Annotated in this window: 17 protein-coding genes; 13 read left to right on the forward strand and 4 right to left on the reverse strand. The window is 60.1% G+C overall.

From position 1 onward, the window contains the following. From ABWI03_RS08040 to ABWI03_RS08075, 8 genes are all read left to right on the forward strand, one after another. A complete protein-coding gene (locus ABWI03_RS08040; protein WP_235171495.1) occupies positions 1 to 189 on the forward strand; it encodes a hypothetical protein in 189 nt (62 codons plus the stop codon). 38 nt (positions 190 to 227) lie between these two features. Continuing rightward, positions 228 to 407: a hypothetical protein gene (locus ABWI03_RS08045; RefSeq protein WP_003943629.1), complete on the forward strand. Its 180-nt coding sequence runs from the start codon at positions 228 to 230 to the stop codon at positions 405 to 407. After that, on the forward strand, positions 400 to 792 hold the full coding sequence (locus tag ABWI03_RS08050) for an Asp23/Gls24 family envelope stress response protein (RefSeq protein WP_095971914.1): 393 nt from the start codon (positions 400 to 402) through the stop codon (positions 790 to 792). Before ABWI03_RS08045 ends, ABWI03_RS08050 begins: the two co-directional genes overlap by 8 nt. Next, positions 789 to 1,361, forward strand: a complete 573-nt coding sequence (locus tag ABWI03_RS08055; protein ID WP_235171496.1) for an Asp23/Gls24 family envelope stress response protein — start codon at positions 789 to 791, stop codon at positions 1,359 to 1,361. The genes ABWI03_RS08050 and ABWI03_RS08055 overlap by 4 nt, the downstream gene beginning before the upstream one ends. Beyond that, positions 1,358 to 1,942 carry a hypothetical protein gene (locus ABWI03_RS08060; protein WP_235171497.1) on the forward strand — a complete coding sequence of 195 codons (585 nt, stop codon included), beginning with the start codon at positions 1,358 to 1,360 and terminating at the stop codon, positions 1,940 to 1,942. The genes ABWI03_RS08055 and ABWI03_RS08060 overlap by 4 nt, the downstream gene beginning before the upstream one ends. A gap of 64 nt (positions 1,943 to 2,006) precedes the next feature. Then, positions 2,007 to 2,129 (forward strand): hypothetical protein, encoded by a 123-nt coding sequence (locus ABWI03_RS08065; protein ID WP_260395499.1) that lies wholly within the window; start codon positions 2,007 to 2,009, stop codon positions 2,127 to 2,129. Between the two features lie 221 nt (positions 2,130 to 2,350). Next, the gene (locus ABWI03_RS08070) at positions 2,351 to 2,614 is read left to right on the forward strand and encodes a GlsB/YeaQ/YmgE family stress response membrane protein (RefSeq protein WP_003943661.1); all 264 of its coding nucleotides are present in this window, start codon (positions 2,351 to 2,353) and stop codon (positions 2,612 to 2,614) included. Positions 2,615 to 2,703: 89 nt separating this feature from the next. Then, positions 2,704 to 2,901: a CsbD family protein gene (locus ABWI03_RS08075; RefSeq protein ID WP_007726588.1), complete on the forward strand. Its 198-nt coding sequence runs from the start codon at positions 2,704 to 2,706 to the stop codon at positions 2,899 to 2,901. 33 nt (positions 2,902 to 2,934) lie between these two features. On the opposite strand, the gene ABWI03_RS08080 is transcribed toward ABWI03_RS08075, so the two are convergent. After that, entirely contained in the window at positions 2,935 to 3,327 is a 393-nt protein-coding gene (locus tag ABWI03_RS08080; protein ID WP_298776036.1) for a hypothetical protein, read from the reverse strand. A 636-nt stretch (positions 3,328 to 3,963) separates the two neighbouring features. Here ABWI03_RS08080 and ABWI03_RS08085 point away from each other — a divergent pair. The 4 genes from ABWI03_RS08085 (at position 3,964) to ABWI03_RS08100 (ending at position 10,345) form a co-directional block, all read left to right on the forward strand. After that, positions 3,964 to 5,925, forward strand: coding sequence for a hypothetical protein (locus tag ABWI03_RS08085; RefSeq protein WP_298776032.1), 1,962 nt, complete (start codon positions 3,964 to 3,966; stop codon positions 5,923 to 5,925). Continuing rightward, on the forward strand, positions 5,922 to 7,655 hold the full coding sequence (locus ABWI03_RS08090; protein WP_095971919.1) for an ArnT family glycosyltransferase: 1,734 nt from the start codon (positions 5,922 to 5,924) through the stop codon (positions 7,653 to 7,655). Before ABWI03_RS08085 ends, ABWI03_RS08090 begins: the two co-directional genes overlap by 4 nt. Positions 7,656 to 7,701: 46 nt before the next feature. Continuing rightward, positions 7,702 to 8,850 (forward strand): cellulase family glycosylhydrolase, encoded by a 1,149-nt coding sequence (locus ABWI03_RS08095; protein WP_296554910.1) that lies wholly within the window; start codon positions 7,702 to 7,704, stop codon positions 8,848 to 8,850. Between the two features lie 571 nt (positions 8,851 to 9,421). Further along, positions 9,422 to 10,345, forward strand: coding sequence for a UTP--glucose-1-phosphate uridylyltransferase (locus ABWI03_RS08100; RefSeq protein ID WP_298776027.1), 924 nt, complete (start codon positions 9,422 to 9,424; stop codon positions 10,343 to 10,345). On the opposite strand, the gene ABWI03_RS08105 is transcribed toward ABWI03_RS08100, so the two are convergent. The 3 genes from ABWI03_RS08105 to ABWI03_RS08115 all read right to left on the reverse strand — a co-directional run bounded on the left by ABWI03_RS08105 (position 10,339) and on the right by ABWI03_RS08115 (position 13,862). Next, the gene (locus ABWI03_RS08105) at positions 10,339 to 10,665 is read right to left on the reverse strand and encodes a helix-turn-helix domain-containing protein (protein ID WP_235171503.1); all 327 of its coding nucleotides are present in this window, start codon (positions 10,663 to 10,665) and stop codon (positions 10,339 to 10,341) included. The genes ABWI03_RS08100 and ABWI03_RS08105 overlap by 7 nt on opposite strands. A 261-nt stretch (positions 10,666 to 10,926) precedes the next feature. Beyond that, entirely contained in the window at positions 10,927 to 12,396 is a 1,470-nt protein-coding gene (locus ABWI03_RS08110) for a glycosyltransferase (RefSeq protein WP_397487149.1), read from the reverse strand. Further along, on the reverse strand, positions 12,393 to 13,862 hold the full coding sequence (locus tag ABWI03_RS08115; RefSeq protein WP_283376863.1) for a hypothetical protein: 1,470 nt from the start codon (positions 13,860 to 13,862) through the stop codon (positions 12,393 to 12,395). Before ABWI03_RS08115 ends, ABWI03_RS08110 begins: the two co-directional genes overlap by 4 nt. An 874-nt stretch (positions 13,863 to 14,736) precedes the next feature. Here ABWI03_RS08115 and ABWI03_RS08120 point away from each other — a divergent pair. Further along, complete coding sequence (locus tag ABWI03_RS08120) at positions 14,737 to 16,257, forward strand: sugar transferase (protein WP_124567370.1); 1,521 nt, start codon at positions 14,737 to 14,739, stop codon at positions 16,255 to 16,257. Positions 16,258 to 16,473 lie beyond the last annotated feature (216 nt).

The following is a 16,473-nucleotide window of genomic DNA, read 5'->3' on the forward strand; positions in this document are numbered from 1 at the left end:
GTGGGCGGATCTGCGGACGCGCTCAATCGAGCGCTCGCACGAGTCGACCGGGACTTCGCATCCCCGATCGGTGTGGTTGTGCGCACGACGCTGCGCGGCACGATGCGACAGATATCCAAACCCGTTCGGGCCCAGTACACGCGGGTGCGCGCTCGGTTTCCGGGTGCCAAGACCTATACCGAAATCTGACCCGCACCATCGAACAACATCCACAACGGAGGATTCACATGACCACCTCGACTGTCGGCCTACTGGCAGGACTACTCCTCGGAGTCGCTGCTGCTGCAGGCGGTTTCACCGGATTCCTCATCGCGTTGGTTCTCGGCGTGATCGGATACCTCGTCGGTGGTCAGCGTGACGGCGAGTTCGATCTCGGTGTGATGTTGAAGGGCCGCGGGCGTGGCTGAGACAGTTGGACCGGAGTTGTCTGCGCTAGGTGAGCCGGGCGATCGCGGAACGCTGACGATTCGAGACAGAGTCGCGCAGAAGTTGGTTCTCGAGGCGACGCGCGGAACCCCGGGGGTGCGTCATCACGCCGGCGGCATGGACAAACTGACCGGGCGCGAATTGCCGAGGGCGCGAGTGCTGGTATCCGGCAAGCGGGTACGGGCCAAGGTCGACATCGCGATCGAGTGGCCCGGATCCTTGTCGGTGATCGGTACCGCGGTGCGAGAGAACGTGACAACGCAGTTGCAGTCCGTATCGGGCCTGGACGTGGACGGCGTGGACGTCGCGATCGTGAGCGTTCTCCCCGCATCTACCAAGAGTGACGAGGGAAGGAAAGTGCGATGACTGCGGAAAAGGTCGCACCACCATCCACGGCCTCGAGGGCTGCTGCTCCTGTTCCCCTTGCGACGCCCGGATCGGCCGTTACTGGATTTCTCATCGCGGCGGCGCTACTTGCACTCGGCGTGGTCGGCGTCCGCGACGCACTGGTGGACACCGGCGTGATCACCGGCTCGCAGTGGATACCAAGGGCTGCCACATATGTGGACGGGCTCACGTACCAGGGTTGGATGTTGCCGGCCGGGATCGCAGCCGTCGTTCTCGGACTGTGGTTCGTGATCGTCGGACTCAAACCGCGACGAAAGACTGCCAATGCCTTGGTCGGAGTCACGAATACATGGATCGATCCCGCCGATGTAGCGGCGATAGCATCGGTTCGCGTCGAGTCACTGGCGCAGGTTCGATCTGCTTCGTCGCACGCGACTCGGCGCAAGCTCGAAGTGAAGGCCTCGGTCACACCCGATGGAGCCGTGACCGCTGAATCGGAAATCCGTGCGGTGCTGGGGGACTTGACCGGGTCACTGTCACCATCGCCGCGAATCAAGGTTCGTATTCAGACGGGATCGATGTCATGACTCGGACGGCGACGGCGATGGATCGCGTGGCGACATGCGTAGTGGGGATGCTCGCGGTAGTGCTGGGAGTTGCAGCGATCCTGTGGAATCTCGACGTGATCAAAAATCTCCCTGCGCGTATCGAGATCCCGTGGGCTGAAGATCTTGTCGATTACTCGTGGTGGCCGTGGGCTGTCGGAGGCGTGGGAGTACTACTCGTCCTCCTCGCATTGCGGTGGTTGATCTCGCATGTGCCGCTGCGGCGGGTGAAGGAGATCACGGTCCCAGGGTCGAACTCGCACAGTTCCATCACCGCGGATCTGGGTGCAGTGGCGGAAGGAGCGAGCGCATCACTGGAGGACTTCGACGAAGTATCGCGTGTCCGAGGAAAAGCGTTGGTCGATCGCGGAGTTCGCATTGTCGAGCTACGGGTGATACTGAGACGTAGCGTCGTATCCGGATCGGAAACACTGTCCGAGTTGATTTCTCGTGTCACCGGTACGGGGGATCAAGTCGCTGTGGTGGTCGGTGATCCCTCCGTCGCGACCAGAACCCACATCGCCGTGGAAAGTGCGAAACGCGATGAGCCGAGAACTCTCTGATAGATCGAGGTTTGAGCCTCCGGACGACCGGGTATTGGTAGACCTCCCGATCGTCCACAGAGTCATGGATGTTGCTGTGGCACTGTGTGTCACGGTGCTCCTCTCGACCGTTACCTCGGTGACGATCGCGATCTTCGTGACGCTGATCATGTGTGCGTCGGTGAGTGTCGTTTCTCGTATGTGGTGAATCGCCAGTCATTTTGGTTCTGTCGTGAACACCTGATAGAAATGTAAGCAGACAATGTGGCTGCTACTGAGTGCACGATCCCCCGCGCGTGCGGCGGAGACTCCGGTTGTGTGCAAACACAACCCGCGATCACGGTCTAGTTGCGCGGGCCGATCGCTCGGAACTCTCCCTTCACCGGCAGTCTCTCATTGCGCCGTCCCTCTTTACTCTAAGGAGTTCAAATGCTTCCTCTCGGTATCATCGCCTGGATCATCATCGGTGGACTGGCGGGTTGGATCGGCAGTAAGATCATGAAAACCGATGCGCAGCAGGGGATCTTCCTCAACATCGTTGTCGGTGTCATCGGCGGCCTGATCGGTGGTTTCCTGCTTCGAGTCTTCGGCGTAGATGTCGAGGGCGCCGGCTGGATCTTCAGCTTCCTCACTTGCCTCCTCGGCGCTGTCATCTTGCTGTTCCTGGTCAAGGCAGTCACCGGAAAACGCTGACACATTTTTTCCACGCTGTTCGAGTTCGACTGAATCCACGACCGAATCCCACGGCCGTATGCACGACCGAATCAAAGAAGGAGAAATACATGTCTGACTTCATCGACAAGGCAAAGCACCGCGCTGAGGATCTCATCGGCGAGGCAAAGGAAAAGTTCGGAAATGCCACGGGCAACGATGATCTGGCTGCCGAAGGTGTTGCCGATCAGGGCGAGGCAAAGGTCAAGAAGGCCGGAGACACCGTCAGTGACAAGGTCTCGGATATCAAGGACAAGTTCACAAGCTGAGTGAGCTTCGGCGCGGTTGATCGGCAAGTCCGGTCAACCGCGCTTTTGTGTGTCTCCTCGGCCGTTGCGGCTACCGCGATACGCGAACTTGCGCGTTTCTGCGAGCCACTCCGGAAGCATGCGCATGTGGGCCGGCCTGTTCAGAACCGGATCGAAGGACGGCTGGAGGCAATCCGGGTGGTCCTCGACCTCGTCGAGACACAGATGCCCGATCGGTATCAACTGAAGTTGAATTCTCGCGAGGTACACGGAGAAGTGCAGAGGGGAATGATCGACCGCCGTTTTCAATGCCGACAAAGAAGTGCCGGTCGGGTGGACGCCGCGCGGTGTCACGATCAGCCACGCCGCCGCACCGCCTGCGCGTGAGTAAGGAACCAGTGTGCTGTATCGCGCGCCGTTCCACGAGAAAGCCGGAGCTGGAAACATTTTCGAGAAGGTAGAAAGTCCTGATGTTGCGAGAAGAATGTCCCACGGATTTTCATCGGCGCCGACCTCGTGCAACCGAAGCGCCAGGCCGAGTATGTCGGGTAGGTCTCCCGGTGTTCCGAGGGCTTTCGACATTCGAGCGGTGACGGAAATCGTCGAGGACTCCGATACCGGCCACCAAGGGGGTGGCCGGCTTCAACATTCCCTTCAGTTCGATCCCGTGAGGGTGAAAAACCCTGGCCATACGTAGCGATGATGCGAAGTGGAAAGGCGCGCCGACCAGCTTTCCGACCGCGCTCTTGCCGGTGGGGATGATCGAATTGATCGTCACAGCATCCTTATCTGAGAATTATCCGCCCGTGAAGTGTTCGGACTGGACGGACGTTCAGGCGTATTGACGGGGTTTCGGACGGTTTCTTTCGGCTTCCCAGCGGCAGCGATTGCTAATCATGTGACGCGCCGTAACAAAAGTCTCGCCGGTCGGGATAATTAGCCAAACGCACAAATCGGTCGTTATGGTTCGTTTGTCCGTAATGGTGCGATCGGACCTGCGACCGTCACGAACTGGCGAGATTGCTACTCGTGATTTGTGTTTGGTGATTGCGCGGAAACAAGAAATGTCGAGGAGACACGCTGATGGGCCACTCTCGAACCTGGCTGACGCGCGCGCTGGCAATGCCGGTGGCTGTCGCGGTGACTTTGTTACTTCCGCTCGGCAGTGTTGCCTCGGCCCAGGATTTCGAGGACGACACGGATACGTCGGTGGCCGCCGCAGCCACAACTCCGATCTCCTTCACCGAACTCGGCCGAGGGACGGACATCGTGTTCTCCTCCGATGACGCACCCGTGTTGGTGACCGTGCCGGTGCCGGACGGACTCACCGCAACAGCCGTGACCGGAATCCTGACTGCCCCGACCGACTTCAGTAGAGGTTGGCTCGAAGTGACTGCCGACGGCAGATTGGTGAGCCGTGTCGACTTCGACGCCGGGCAAGCCGGAACCGGACTGCCGATTTCGGTTCCCCTGCAAGGTCTCGAAGTGGTCGACCGCAGCGTGACCGTGTCGATGATCGCTCATCTCGTTCCCGTCGACGACCGCTGTTACGACCGAACGAGATACCAGCCCCTTGCACTCCGGGACGCCTTTGTCACCTACGACGGTGCCGAGCAGCAGCCTATGACTGTTGCAACCTTCTTCCCGCCGATTTTGAGGAAGGCGACCATCTACGTCACGGATGGTTCAGCAAGGTCGCAGCAGAGTGCGGCTTTGCAACTGAGTGCGGCGATTGTCAACAAGTACGGAAGTCAGCCTGACGCCGTGGTGGTGGAGCAGCTGCCGAACGGCCAGAGCTTACCGTCCGCCGAGCCGGGACTGTTCGAGCGGGCTGTAGTGATCGGCAACAGTGGGGACGCCGGCATCGATCTCGCGGCGACTCCGAATGGTTCACCCGTGCTGCGGATTTCGGGGGACGACAAGACACTCGTTCCTCAAGTCAGTCTCTTGGCGGCGAACTTCGACGGCTACTGGGCGGCGAGCAGAGCGCTGGCGTCTCCGGACAACACAGTTGCCCAGATTTCCCAGGACGCCATCACCGTCGGTGAGCTGAAGCTCGGAACGTTGACGGCCTCCGGTCTCAATCACATCGAGGTCGACGTCCCGTTCAGTCAGTCGCAACTTGGCCGTCCGATGAAGGACGTGTCGATCCGGATGATCGGTTCCTATGTGCCGCTGCCGAATTCGCGCAACGGAGAACTGTCGATCTCGCTGGGGGATACACGCCTCGCTTCGCAGACGGTGAACGAGACTGGGCGCTTCGACATCGGCGTCGATGTTCCGAACGAACTCCTGCGTCGCGACTTGACGTTCGAGGTGTCGATGGATGTCACCGGCGACTTCCAGTGCGGCACCAGTAGCCCGTCTTCGCTCACTGTCGATCCGGCCAGCACCATCACGTCCACTACCGGATTCCCGCCGATACCTGGAGGATTCGAGGCATTACCGCAGTCGATGCTGCCCACACTCGATGTCGGTTTGAGTCACGGTGATTTCGCAGATCTCATTCGAGCGCAGCGCCTCGTCGTCACGATGCAGCGGTTGAGCTATCTTCCGTTGCAACCGCGTGTGCTCCCGTTCGGCGACGCGGCGACCAGCTCTCTGCCGGCGTTGTTGATCGCGGCGGACGGGACGCTGCCCACTCCGGTGGCTCTACCCATGGACACCGCAGATCAAGGGCTCCTGCGCTTGCAGGGTCTGGAATTCGGTGGACAGTACGGTGCCTTGCAGGTGGTTTCGGGTTCGCACAACGAAGTGGTGGCGCTGACATCTGCGAGTGATGCGGCCGATGCCGACGGCCTGCTCAACTGGTTGGAAGGTGGGAAGGACCGGTTCGCAGAACTGACCGGTGATCTCCTGGTCGCACCGCGCGGAGGAGAGCCGTTCGACGTCGGAGTCAACGTCGCCCCGTTGGGCACTGCGACCTCGGCCGAAGAGGACACCGGACTGAGCGCGGTCACGATCGGCTGGATCGGATTCGGGACCGTGGTTCTGATCGCTGTCGCCGTCGGTGGTGTGCTCGTGGCTCGGCGTCGCGGACAGTGACCGTCATCGATCGCCCGGCCCTGTCCGTCGCGGTCCACGATCTACCGGGCCGGAAGCCCTGGCGGATGTTCCTCGTCCTCTTCGCGATCTACACCGCGTTGGGCGTGTGGATGAACGCGGGTATCGGGTTCATCTTCACCGATTCGCTCAGTCGCGTCGCCGCGGTATCGGCGATGTTGCTCAGCCGTGATCCGCACTTCGCGGCGATCGGATTCGTGTTCACCCCGTTGACGGCGGCAGTCCAGATTCCGATGGGCCTGATGGGTCATTGGTGGCCGGATCTGCTGCGGTGGAACATCACTGCGGTCGTGATGTCCGCGGCCTTCATGGCTGGTGCTGTGATTCAGATCCGCGGGATCAGTCGTGACCGTGGGTGTACGCGATGGGTCACCGTCATCTTGACCGTGCTGTTCGCTGCCAATCCGATGATCGTCATGTACGCGGCGAGCGGAATGAGCGAAGCTCCGTTCCTCTTCTTCGTTCTGTGGGCGACACGTCGACTGATTCGGTGGATGCGAAGCGACGACGTCCACGACCTCATCGGTGCCGGCCTCGCGTTCGCTCTGGCGTACCTGACCCGCTACGACGCATTGGCACCGCTGTTTGTCGCAGTGGTGCTGGTGACCGTGGTGAGTTGGCTTCGTTTCCGCCCGACCGCGGAGGAGCGGGGCGAGGGCGCGGGACCTGGCTTGCGGCTCTGGGCAGCAGCGCTCGACGGTGCCGTCGTGATGATGCCGGGATTCCTTGCCTTCGCCTTGTGGTCGTTTGCCAGTTGGCTCATCACCGGTCAAGCGTTCCAACAGTTCTCGTCGGTGTACGGGAACAGTTCCATCCTGGAGCAGGCTGGTGCCGGAACCGACTCACCGATTGCCCGCCTCGGGTTCTCGATTACCGAAATGGCCGTCCTCGGGCCGGCGCTCCCGGTGTTCGCGGTCCTGGCCGTCATCTACGCACTTCGGCGGCGGGACACCGAAGTGATCGTGCCTCTTGTGTTGTTCGGCGCCATCCTCGGCGCCCAAACCTTGCTGTACGTGATGGGATCGACGTTTCCCCTTCTGCGCTTCTACATTTCGATCATTCCGCTGTGTTTCGTGTTGGTGGTCTTGATCGCTCCTCGCGGAGCGCCGGTCGTCACGCGTCGACCGGGGGCTGCTGCGTCGCGCTCGGTGTCGACGTACCCCGAGCAGGCGGGACCGTCTCTACCTCTTGTGATCTCCCTGTGCTTGCTGGTCGGCTCGACGCTGGTCACGTTTGTCGCGATGGGTAATGCGCGGATCGCAGTGCTCGAGCATTCCATTGCCAGCGCGATCATTCCGGGCCGGCAGAACCTCGAGGAGCAGACAAATCTGCGCACGTTTGCGGCCGAGCGTCGCATTGCGAGGTACTTGGACGACTTGGCTCTGCCGGAGGGATCGGTTCTGCTCGACACCGTGCAGAGCTATGCCGTCGTGGCGTCGTCGAACAACCCTCGGCAATTCGTCGTGCCCTCCGATGCGGACTTCGTGCGCGTACTGAACAACCCGGCCGAACATCACGTCGAATACATCCTGTCGGTTCCGAATACCGGTCGCGGTGTGTCGGACGCGGTCAATCGGCGCTATCCGACGATGTACGACACCGGTGCCGGCGGTGTGGGAGCGCTCGTGCTCGAGGTGCCCAACGACGGCGGGATGGACCCTTCGGCCTGGCGTTTGTATCGCGTCACCGGTGAACGTCAAACGGGTCGATGAGGCAATTCGTGTGGGAGGATTGTCCGTATGACGTGGATGGTTGTAGATGTCTTCTGAAGAAGCGCGTCCGCGTGTGCGACGCACAGTGCGTCGCCGTATCGCTGCCGCTGTAGTCGGCTTCGCAACCGTCGCGGTGGTGACAGGAATGTTCACGACGCCGGTGGTTGCCGATTCGCCTAAGACGGTCCGGGTCGGAGCGTCGTCGAGCGGACTGACGCTCGACGGACAGCCGTGGTGGCCTACCGGGCTGAATGCCTATCAACTGGCCACCGATTGGTCGGTGAACTTCGGCTGTGGCGCGATGGTCGACCTCGACGCGTACTTCGGTTCGCTGCCGCCGAACTCCGTCACGCGTTTCAACGCCTTCCAGGCGCTCGCGGTGAACAAGGTGTCCGGAGAGATGGATTTCGGACCGATGGATGCGGTGTTCGACGCTGCCGCGCGACACAACCAGTTCACGATTCCGGTGCTCTCACCCCAGGACAGCGGGTGTGATGACGGGCTGTTCAAATCCAGGGACTGGTACACCGACGACTGGAAGGTCGCGAACCTGATCCCAGGTCGAGCCACCATGAGCTTCCAGGACTGGATGCACACCGCCGTCGACCGCTGGAAGAACGAGCCTTCCGTCGCGGCGTGGGAATTGGTGGGGGAGCCGGAACCGAGCCTGTGCACCGATGCCGCCTGCAACTGGTGGACAAGAACGTGCCCGTCTGATTCCGCGCAGGTGTTGCGGGACTTCTTCGACACGGCAGGCGCCGAACTTCGAGCGATCGATCCGAACACTCTGATCACGGCCGGATACGTCGGGGGCGGTCAGTGCGGCACTGCGGGTGACGACTACCAATACGTGAGCGAGTCCGACTTCGTCGACGTTCTGCAGTATCACGACTACGGAGCCGACGGGGTGCCGCTTCCGGGCGACCAGTGGAACGGACTGGCACGACGTATCGAGCAGGCGACGAACGTCGGGAAGCCGTTGTTGGTCGCCGAGACAGGCGAATTGGCGGGTAGTTGTGAATCACTGGCGACCAGAGCCACGAATATCGAGACGAAGCTGACGGGGCAGAAGGCGGCCGGCACGGCCGGCGCTCTCCTGTGGGCATTCGTACCGGATCCACGGCCGAACGAATGCACGATGGACATCGGGCCTGACGATCCACTCTTCGACGTGATCGCTTCACTGGCAAGTTAGGACATTGCTAGTAGTCCACTGGGAGTTCCGCCCAGTGGGAGTATGGTCACGATTTGATAACAACCTGAACCTGGCATCGTTACTCGATACCCGTATTTCGTTCGTATTCAATGGTATTCAGAGGCATTCACCTGCGGATAACCGAACTTGAAGGCCGGTGGAGTCGCACGGGACCATTTACGCGGCGCCTCCAGGACCTACGTCCGGGTCGACTGGGGACGGTCCGGTCGGGGTGCTGAGCTCGTAAGTTGTGTCGTACCTGTCTCTTTGGCCAGTAGTTACGTCCCGCCGTGGTCAACGTCGAAAAAGGGCCACAACCGTTCGCCGCGGTAACGGGTAGTGAGCGGAGCGCGGTGTGCACCTCGTAGAAGTGACAACGAGGGGTGGTGTGTAGCTCTCGTGCGCAACGAATTCCGAGTTCGGGTCAACTTGCGACGGCATCGGTCGCCCGGTAGACCTTGTGCGCAGGCTGTACATGCGGTGTGAGCTTCGGTCGTCGAAATGAGGGGACGACCGCTGCATGCGCGTAACGGTAAGTGTGTGAAACATCGCGTGAGCGGAGAGGTGAACGATGACAGGGTGCGCTGAACGGTCTTTCAAGACTGCTGTGGTGCCGGCCGCCGGGATGGGGACTCGCTTCCTCCCGGCCACCAAGACGGTTCCGAAAGAGTTGCTCCCCGTGGTCGATACACCCGGGATCGAGCTGGTCGCAAGTGAAGCGGCCCAGGCAGGCGCGGAACGTCTGGTGATCGTGACTGCGCCGGGCAAGGCATCGGTCGTCGGGCATTTCGTCGAGGACCTGGTGCTCGAGGGCAAGCTCGCCGCCAGCGGAAAGCATCATCTGCTCGAGCGCGTGCGGCGTGCTCCAGGCCTCATATCCGTTGAACCGGTCGTACAGGAATCCCCGTTGGGCTTGGGACACGCTGTTGGACTGGTCGAATCGGTGCTGGACGCAGACGAGGACTCGTTCGCGGTGCTGCTGCCCGACGACCTGGTACACCCCTGCGGTGTTCTCGACACGATGGCGAAGGTGCGTGCCGAGCGCGGTGGCTCAGTGCTGTGCGCGTTCGACGTCGCACCGGATCTTGTTGGCGCATACGGAGTGTTCGACGTCCGAGCGCCCGAAGAAGGCGATGACCCCGACGTGCTCGCAGTCGTCGGCATGGTCGAGAAGCCGGACCCTGCGGATGCCCCGTCGACACTCGCAGCGGCCGGACGCTATCTCCTCGATCGCGCGGTTTTCGACGCGCTCAGAAGAATTTCACCCGGACAAGGTGGCGAGCTGCAACTGACGGATGCGATTGCGCTGTTGATAGCGGAGGGACATCCGGTTCACGTCGTCGTGCATCACGGAACCCGCCATGATCTGGGTAACCCGGGTGGCTTTCTGCGGGCTTCTCTCGACCATGCGCTCAGCCGCACCGAGTACGGACCGGAATTACGAGTCTGGCTCAAGGAAAGGTTGGATCAACCGGATCCGCAGTTGACTTACTGATCTTCGGGGCTGTGTGACGCGGAGCGTCTCGCCAGTTCGTCGACGAGTTCTCGGGTGCTGAGGGCGGACAGCGAAATCGGTTTGTCGTCCAGCCCTGATTCGTCGGGTGTCATGTATCCCGCGGCGACGAGAATTTCCTGTACGTGGACGTCGAAGACGCGGCACGCGGTTCTGATCGTGTCCTGCGTGGGAGGGCGTTTCGCGGACAGCCACCGACCGAGCTCCGATGGTCGTATTCCCAGCGCACGCGCAGCATCGGCCACGTCTGTTTCTTGGCGAAGTTCCAGTTGATGCTTCACCCATTCCGAAAAACCGCTCATACCGGTCATAGTGCCTGAGTGCTGCGCGGTAAGCCAGCGCCGCCCCGGCGTATAAGCCACTGAACGTCGATTCTGTGATCGTTCGGCAACCTTTCACTGCGATTCTCGCGTATCGGTAGTTAAGTTCTGTGACTGAAATGAGTGTTTACCGCAACCGTCTAGCTGTGTGTTTTCCGTGGAAATCCGGATTCGGGTGAAATTGCGGGTGAGATTGATCAGTAGACATAACTCACACCTGTGTAAAACGCGAGGCTCACGCTCTCAGGTGTTCAGACCGTGAAAAGTTTTCTCCCAGTACGACGGGTTTCGAATCAATTGATAGGTTCCCTTGATTGCCGCGATGCTCATGAGTACCCAGTACAACGGAGCAGTCAGACAGGCAACGAGGAGCATCGCGTTTCGCGTTTCGCGGCACGCCACGAGGTTCATGTAGAGAACGGCGGCATTTCCGAATGCCAGAGAGATCAGCGCGGGGAAATAGACGTAGTTGGGGAAGATCTGGTGGATGACTTCAGGTTGTCCGAGAATCCAGTCCAGGCTGATGAGCCAGAACACCATGTTCAAAGTGGCGACCACGGGTGTGCCGGCCATGAGAATTGTGAATCTGAGAAAGCCGATCGGGCCCAAACCACGCCACAATTTCACCGGCTGACGCATGTGAACGAGCCACGTCTGCAAATATCCCTTGTACCAACGCGATCGCTGCCTTATCCAGTTGATCGTGTCGCTGTTGGCTTCTTCGAGTGTGGTGGAATTCAAGACCGCGGTGCGATATCCGCTCTCGGCTATCCGCACCCCGAGGTCTGCGTCCTCGGTGACGTTGAAAGGATCCCATGCACCGATCTCGTCGAGAACGCTGCGTCGTAGATGATTAGAGGTTCCGCCGAGAGGGATCGGTGAATTGCTCCGCATCAATCCAGGAAGGATGAAGCTGAACCACAGCGCGTAATCGGCGGTGAACCATGCGGTCAACAGGTTCTGAGTTCCGTTGTGGAATGCAAGTTTGGCCTGAACGCAAGCAGTGTTCTCGGGAAGCTTCGCGAAAGTTGCGACTACTCGACGTAATTGGAGTGGGTCGGGGGAATCTTCGGCGTCGTAGATCGTGACGATCTCGCCCGTCGAGAAATGCAGCCCGTAGTTGCATGCTTTCGGTTTGGTTCGTGGATCGGCCGCGGGCACCTTCAGAATGCTGACGACCTCGTCCACACCGGCGGCAAGCGCCGCTTCGATCGTGATGGCATCATCCTCCTCGAGTAGGAGCAGGACTTGCATCTTGTCTGCCGGATAATCGATCGCTCGCATGGCTGCGATGAGGTCGCCGACGACCTCCGGCTCGTTGTATGCGGGGACCAGAATGGTGTAGGTGGGAAGGTCGTCGTATGAAAGAGCAAGTGCCTCTTCGTCACTGATCGTCATGATCGAGGACGCATCAAGACCCCTCGTGAACAAGATCAAGCGGTCGACCATCGCCCAGATATATCCGATGGTGCAGATCAATGTCAGAGCGATGAGAGTTGGCGCGAGGAAGAAGACGAGGCTGACGGCAACCAACGCGAAGCCCACCAATAACACGTTTCGTTGCCACGGGTAGAAGGCAACCGAAGCGGATGAGATCGGATGGCGCTCGCGTAGTCCGTTCACTGCATCGTGCAGGGCAGCCTCGCGGTACTCCGGTGTATCCGGGTCGCCGTTGACCACGACACTGTTCTGCCGGCTTCGGTTTTCGTTCACCACGTCTGAGCCTCCACGAGTAGTCGAGCGAGCGCTTCGAGCATGTCCAGATCCTTGTACTCGGATTCGGTGTCTTCGGTCGAGGTTTCACCACGAAGCAGGACGGCGAGCGTATTGCTACCGTTGGACGCCATCGACGGCTTCGGTTCGGGGAAGTAGGCATCGGGTTCGTGATTGTCGACGCTGATCAGGCTGACTCGCTGCGCGGCTCCGTCGCCCCGCGTCCAGACGAAATTGAGATTGCTCCATGTGAGAAGGAGAGCGTCGTCGACGATCGTGTACATCTCGGCGACGATCCCGCGTGGTAACTCCACCGTGACCGTCGGGCTGACTCTCGCATTCTCCAGGTCGTATGTGGTCTTGCTGGGATACACGGCGAGCGTGGATGGCCGACGGACCTGGACGACGTCAATCTGTACCGTGCGAGGCCGCATCTGTGAGTCCCAGGCAGGATTCGGGGTGTCGGCCCGAATGGTCTGACGGCTCAGTTCGGAGGTGCTGCCGAAGTAGCGACGGGGCCAGTCGTATTCGGATGCTGCAATCTGATGCCAGCCCAGTGGAACGACAAGTCGAGGATCGGCAGTAGCCGGGGGCGGACCGACGTTAACGGTCAGGCTTGTCGGTGGCAGCGGTGTGAAGAACATCAGCACGGCGGCGGCAAATACCGCGAGGATGGTCCAGTTGCTCGTGGCTGTCGAGGGCTTTCGGAGTGGTCGGTCGAACGGCTTGAGCGACTTTCCCCGGCGTTCGTACAGATAGAAGGCGGCACCGACGACAATTGCGGTCCCGAGCGCCGGAAACAACTGCACGACGAAAAGCGGAGCAGTGGGGTACTTCTGAATCGTGACGTAGAGGACCACCACGCCGAGTACCGTTGCGGCGACGAACGCGATCGCCCCTCGCCTCCACGTTCTACTGACGGCGATCGTGGTCGCGGCAGACGCGACCAGCACCATGAGGACGCTGTAGTCGAAACGGGTCCCGCCCATTTCGGTCGCGATGGCTCGGTAATGCAGGGGCGCCAGGATGATCGGGACCACCCAGATCGCCCAGTACCGATTGACCGGACGGAGCCCGAACATCAGAACCGCTGCGCTCCAAACGAATATCCAGGCTGCGATCACGTCGATATGCATCAATTCGTACGTCTCGGCAAAGCGCGGTAGCAGGAGTGCCTGGAGTCCCAACGCGACGAAGAGACCGATGCAACCGACTATCTTGTCCGTCTCGCGATCGTGAATAGGAAGTTCCGGACCGCGCCTCAAGTCTGTTCCGACGGCCGCAACAAGGCACAACAGCGGTAGGGCGAAGACATAGCCGATGGCTGTGCCGCTGGCCGTGCTCTGCCATAGCTTGGTCCAGGTAGGCCAGAAGGCAAAGATCGTGGCGAGCACTATCATCAACCATCGCACGGCGAGTCGAGGAACGATCCCGGACTCGGAGCGGATCTCACGAATCTTCAACATTTTCAGTTCCATTCGCTTGTACCCGATATGTCTACGTGCGATTCGAGGCTGCGCACTCGCTGGAGACCGCCGATCACCGCCCTCGGTTCGGCGCCACGTGCTGACATTACTTGATCAAGGCATAACGCCCACGACGCGTCGAGGACCCGCCCCCGAGCGGTTCGGCCCTCGCGCTTTCATGTTTTACATCTCACATAGTGGGAAGCATGAAATCTTTTTTTCGACGCTTCGCGAAGGGCTTGGTCATCCGTGTGGCAATGCGAGATTTTCGATCTGCCGAATTACTGGACGTCGAAGGCTAATTCACCTTCGGATTGCAGAAAGTTCAATCAGGTCGAGCCGATTCGACCTTCGGGGACATAGGTCCCCGGAATGCAGGGACGGTTCTCGATTGTGTTGTTTCGGGTCCAGTTACCCAAGCGAAAGAACTGTGGTCTGCACTGACTAGGAATGTCCGCTTTGTGAGCTATTGCGATCGTTGGGACCTAAGGCCTGAGTGATTTCTGGAATCGGACGGATAGCTGAGTTATAGCTACCAGTTGGTAACTGGGGCGAGAATGATGGACTGACATCGCGGCCACCGAATATGAACAATCGTCCAGGAGCCTTCGGGTGTCTGAGTCGAGACGAGATTGCTGCTTAGAGTCTTGACCTGCAACATTATTCGAATTGAACTCGGGCCTTCGAGATGTTCTCATAGTATCCACACGGCACGTGCAACGCCCCCGGATTATCAAGTTGCAATGTTGCCGACACCTAAGCGGAACATTTGCTCTACTCCATATTTTTGGTGTGTCTGCGGCTTTTGGATGCAAACCGGAAATTCCGAAGAACGGTCGGGGCCTGGCGGCTCGCAAACGGGAAGGTTGGTCAGATGTCGGCATTGGACATGCCCATGGCGCCGTCGCTCGGGTATCAGCGTCCGCGCATCGTGCCGGACTCCCGTGCGGAGTTTTCCTCGCGTGCTGCGTGGCAGCAGCGTTACATACGCGCTCTGACAGTGACGGATTCGCTGATTGTCATCGGGGCGGTGTCGGCTGCTCAGTGGCTTCGATTCGGCGCCGCGCCGACTGCCGTCGACGCCCGTGAGCTCGGGCAGTTCAGCTACACCGGATTGTCCGTCGGTGTCGTGGTCGCATGGCTGGCGACGTTGCAGATATTCCGGACGAGATCCGCGAGTGTGATCGGGAGCGGTCCGGAAGAGTATCGGCGAATCCTCGTGTCCGCGATGAGATTGTTCGGGGTCATCGCGATCGTGAGCCTTCTGCTTCGACTCGACATCGCCCGGCTGTACCTCGCTTTCGCATTTCCCGTCGGGCTTCTCGCACTACTTGTCAGCCGCTGGCTGTGGCGTGGGGTGATCGTACGACGTCGTACGCGCGGAGAGTGCCTCACATCTGTACTGGTGGTGGGCAGCAAGGACGCCGGCGCTGAACTGGCACGAAACTTCGAGCGAGGTAGTGCTGACGGTTTCCGCGTGGTCGGAGTGTGTGTGCCAGGTTTCCTTCGGCGCGCAGACGAATCCATTGCGGTCGACGGACGTGACATACCGCTTCTCGGCGGTGAGACGTCGGTTGTCGAAGCATTGGAACTGGTCGGCGCAGACACCGTTGCCGTGACGGCAACCGAGCATCTCGGCTCGGACGGTATCCGCGCGCTTGCCTGGGATCTGGAATCGCGGGACGTGGACCTGGTCGTTGCGCCCAGCATCGTCGATGTGTCGGGCCCACGATTGTCGATGCGCCCGGTAGCAGGTCAGCCTCTGATTCGCGTCGAGCGACCGAAATATCATGGTGCGCAACGCTTTGCGAAATCATCGTTCGATGTGATCTTTGCGTCGCTGATCTTGGTCGCGATCGCACCTGTTCTTCTGGTGGCGGCGATGGCGGTCAAGATCTCGAGTCCGGGACCGGTGTTGTACCGAGCAGAGCGAATGGGACTGGACGGCAAACCGTTCCCGATGCTCAAGTTCCGTTCGATGGTCCAGAATGCGGACTCGCAGGTGTCGTCGTTGATGGCCCAGAACGACGGCGCCGGTGTGCTCTTCAAGATGCGCGACGACCCGCGCGTTACACCGGTCGGGCGCTTCCTGCGCAGATACTCGATCGATGAACTGCCTCAGTTCGTGAACGTTCTTCGTCGCGAGATGAGCGTTGTAGGCCCCAGGCCGCCGCTGCGTCGCGAGGTCGAGGCATACGACGGAACAGTCAGTCGCAGACTTCTCGTCAAGCCAGGCATCACAGGGTTGTGGCAGGTCAGCGGACGATCGGATCTTTCCTGGGAAGAGACTGTACGACTTGATCTTTCGTACGTCGACAACTGGTCGCTCATGGGGGATGTCTTGATCGTCGGCAAAACACTGAAAGCGGTATTGGCCAGTGACGGCGCATATTGAGATGTGAATGCCCGCAGCAGGTGAGCAGTCGATCGAATCTAGTGGAAAGACGCAGCTCGCCTTGGTCTTTCGTATGTCGACGACTGGTTGATGACGAGCGACATCATGATCGTCGCGAAGACGCTCGAGGCGGTGTTGGGAAGTGATAGAGCAAATTGACCAGGAGAAGTTTGTGTCGGAACCGCCAAAGTTGAAGTCTTTGCTCGTCGTGGCACC

Source organism: Rhodococcus baikonurensis (assembly GCF_040489275.1).
Taxonomy (GTDB): domain Bacteria; phylum Actinomycetota; class Actinomycetes; order Mycobacteriales; family Mycobacteriaceae; genus Rhodococcus_F; species Rhodococcus_F baikonurensis.

Bases quoted from the DNA above. Each gene is read 5' to 3' on its own strand.
- ABWI03_RS08060 (WP_235171497.1), top strand. From the start codon at position 1,358: ATGACTCGGACGGCGACGGCGATGGATCGCGTGGCGACATGCGTAGTG.
- ABWI03_RS08065 (WP_260395499.1), top strand. From the start codon at position 2,007: ATGGATGTTGCTGTGGCACTGTGTGTCACGGTGCTCCTCTCGACCGTT.
- ABWI03_RS08100 (WP_298776027.1), top strand. From the start codon at position 9,422: ATGACAGGGTGCGCTGAACGGTCTTTCAAGACTGCTGTGGTGCCGGCC.
- ABWI03_RS08105 (WP_235171503.1), bottom strand. From the start codon at position 10,665: ATGAGCGGTTTTTCGGAATGGGTGAAGCATCAACTGGAACTTCGCCAA.
- ABWI03_RS08080 (WP_298776036.1), bottom strand. From the start codon at position 3,327: ATGTTTCCAGCTCCGGCTTTCTCGTGGAACGGCGCGCGATACAGCACA.
- ABWI03_RS08070 (WP_003943661.1), top strand. From the start codon at position 2,351: ATGCTTCCTCTCGGTATCATCGCCTGGATCATCATCGGTGGACTGGCG.
- ABWI03_RS08055 (WP_235171496.1), top strand. From the start codon at position 789: ATGACTGCGGAAAAGGTCGCACCACCATCCACGGCCTCGAGGGCTGCT.
- ABWI03_RS08075 (WP_007726588.1), top strand. From the start codon at position 2,704: ATGTCTGACTTCATCGACAAGGCAAAGCACCGCGCTGAGGATCTCATC.
- ABWI03_RS08085 (WP_298776032.1), top strand. From the start codon at position 3,964: ATGGGCCACTCTCGAACCTGGCTGACGCGCGCGCTGGCAATGCCGGTG.
- ABWI03_RS08120 (WP_124567370.1), top strand. From the start codon at position 14,737: ATGTCGGCATTGGACATGCCCATGGCGCCGTCGCTCGGGTATCAGCGT.
- ABWI03_RS08095 (WP_296554910.1), top strand. From the start codon at position 7,702: ATGTCTTCTGAAGAAGCGCGTCCGCGTGTGCGACGCACAGTGCGTCGC.
- ABWI03_RS08115 (WP_283376863.1), bottom strand. From the start codon at position 13,862: ATGTTGAAGATTCGTGAGATCCGCTCCGAGTCCGGGATCGTTCCTCGA.
- ABWI03_RS08045 (WP_003943629.1), top strand. From the start codon at position 228: ATGACCACCTCGACTGTCGGCCTACTGGCAGGACTACTCCTCGGAGTC.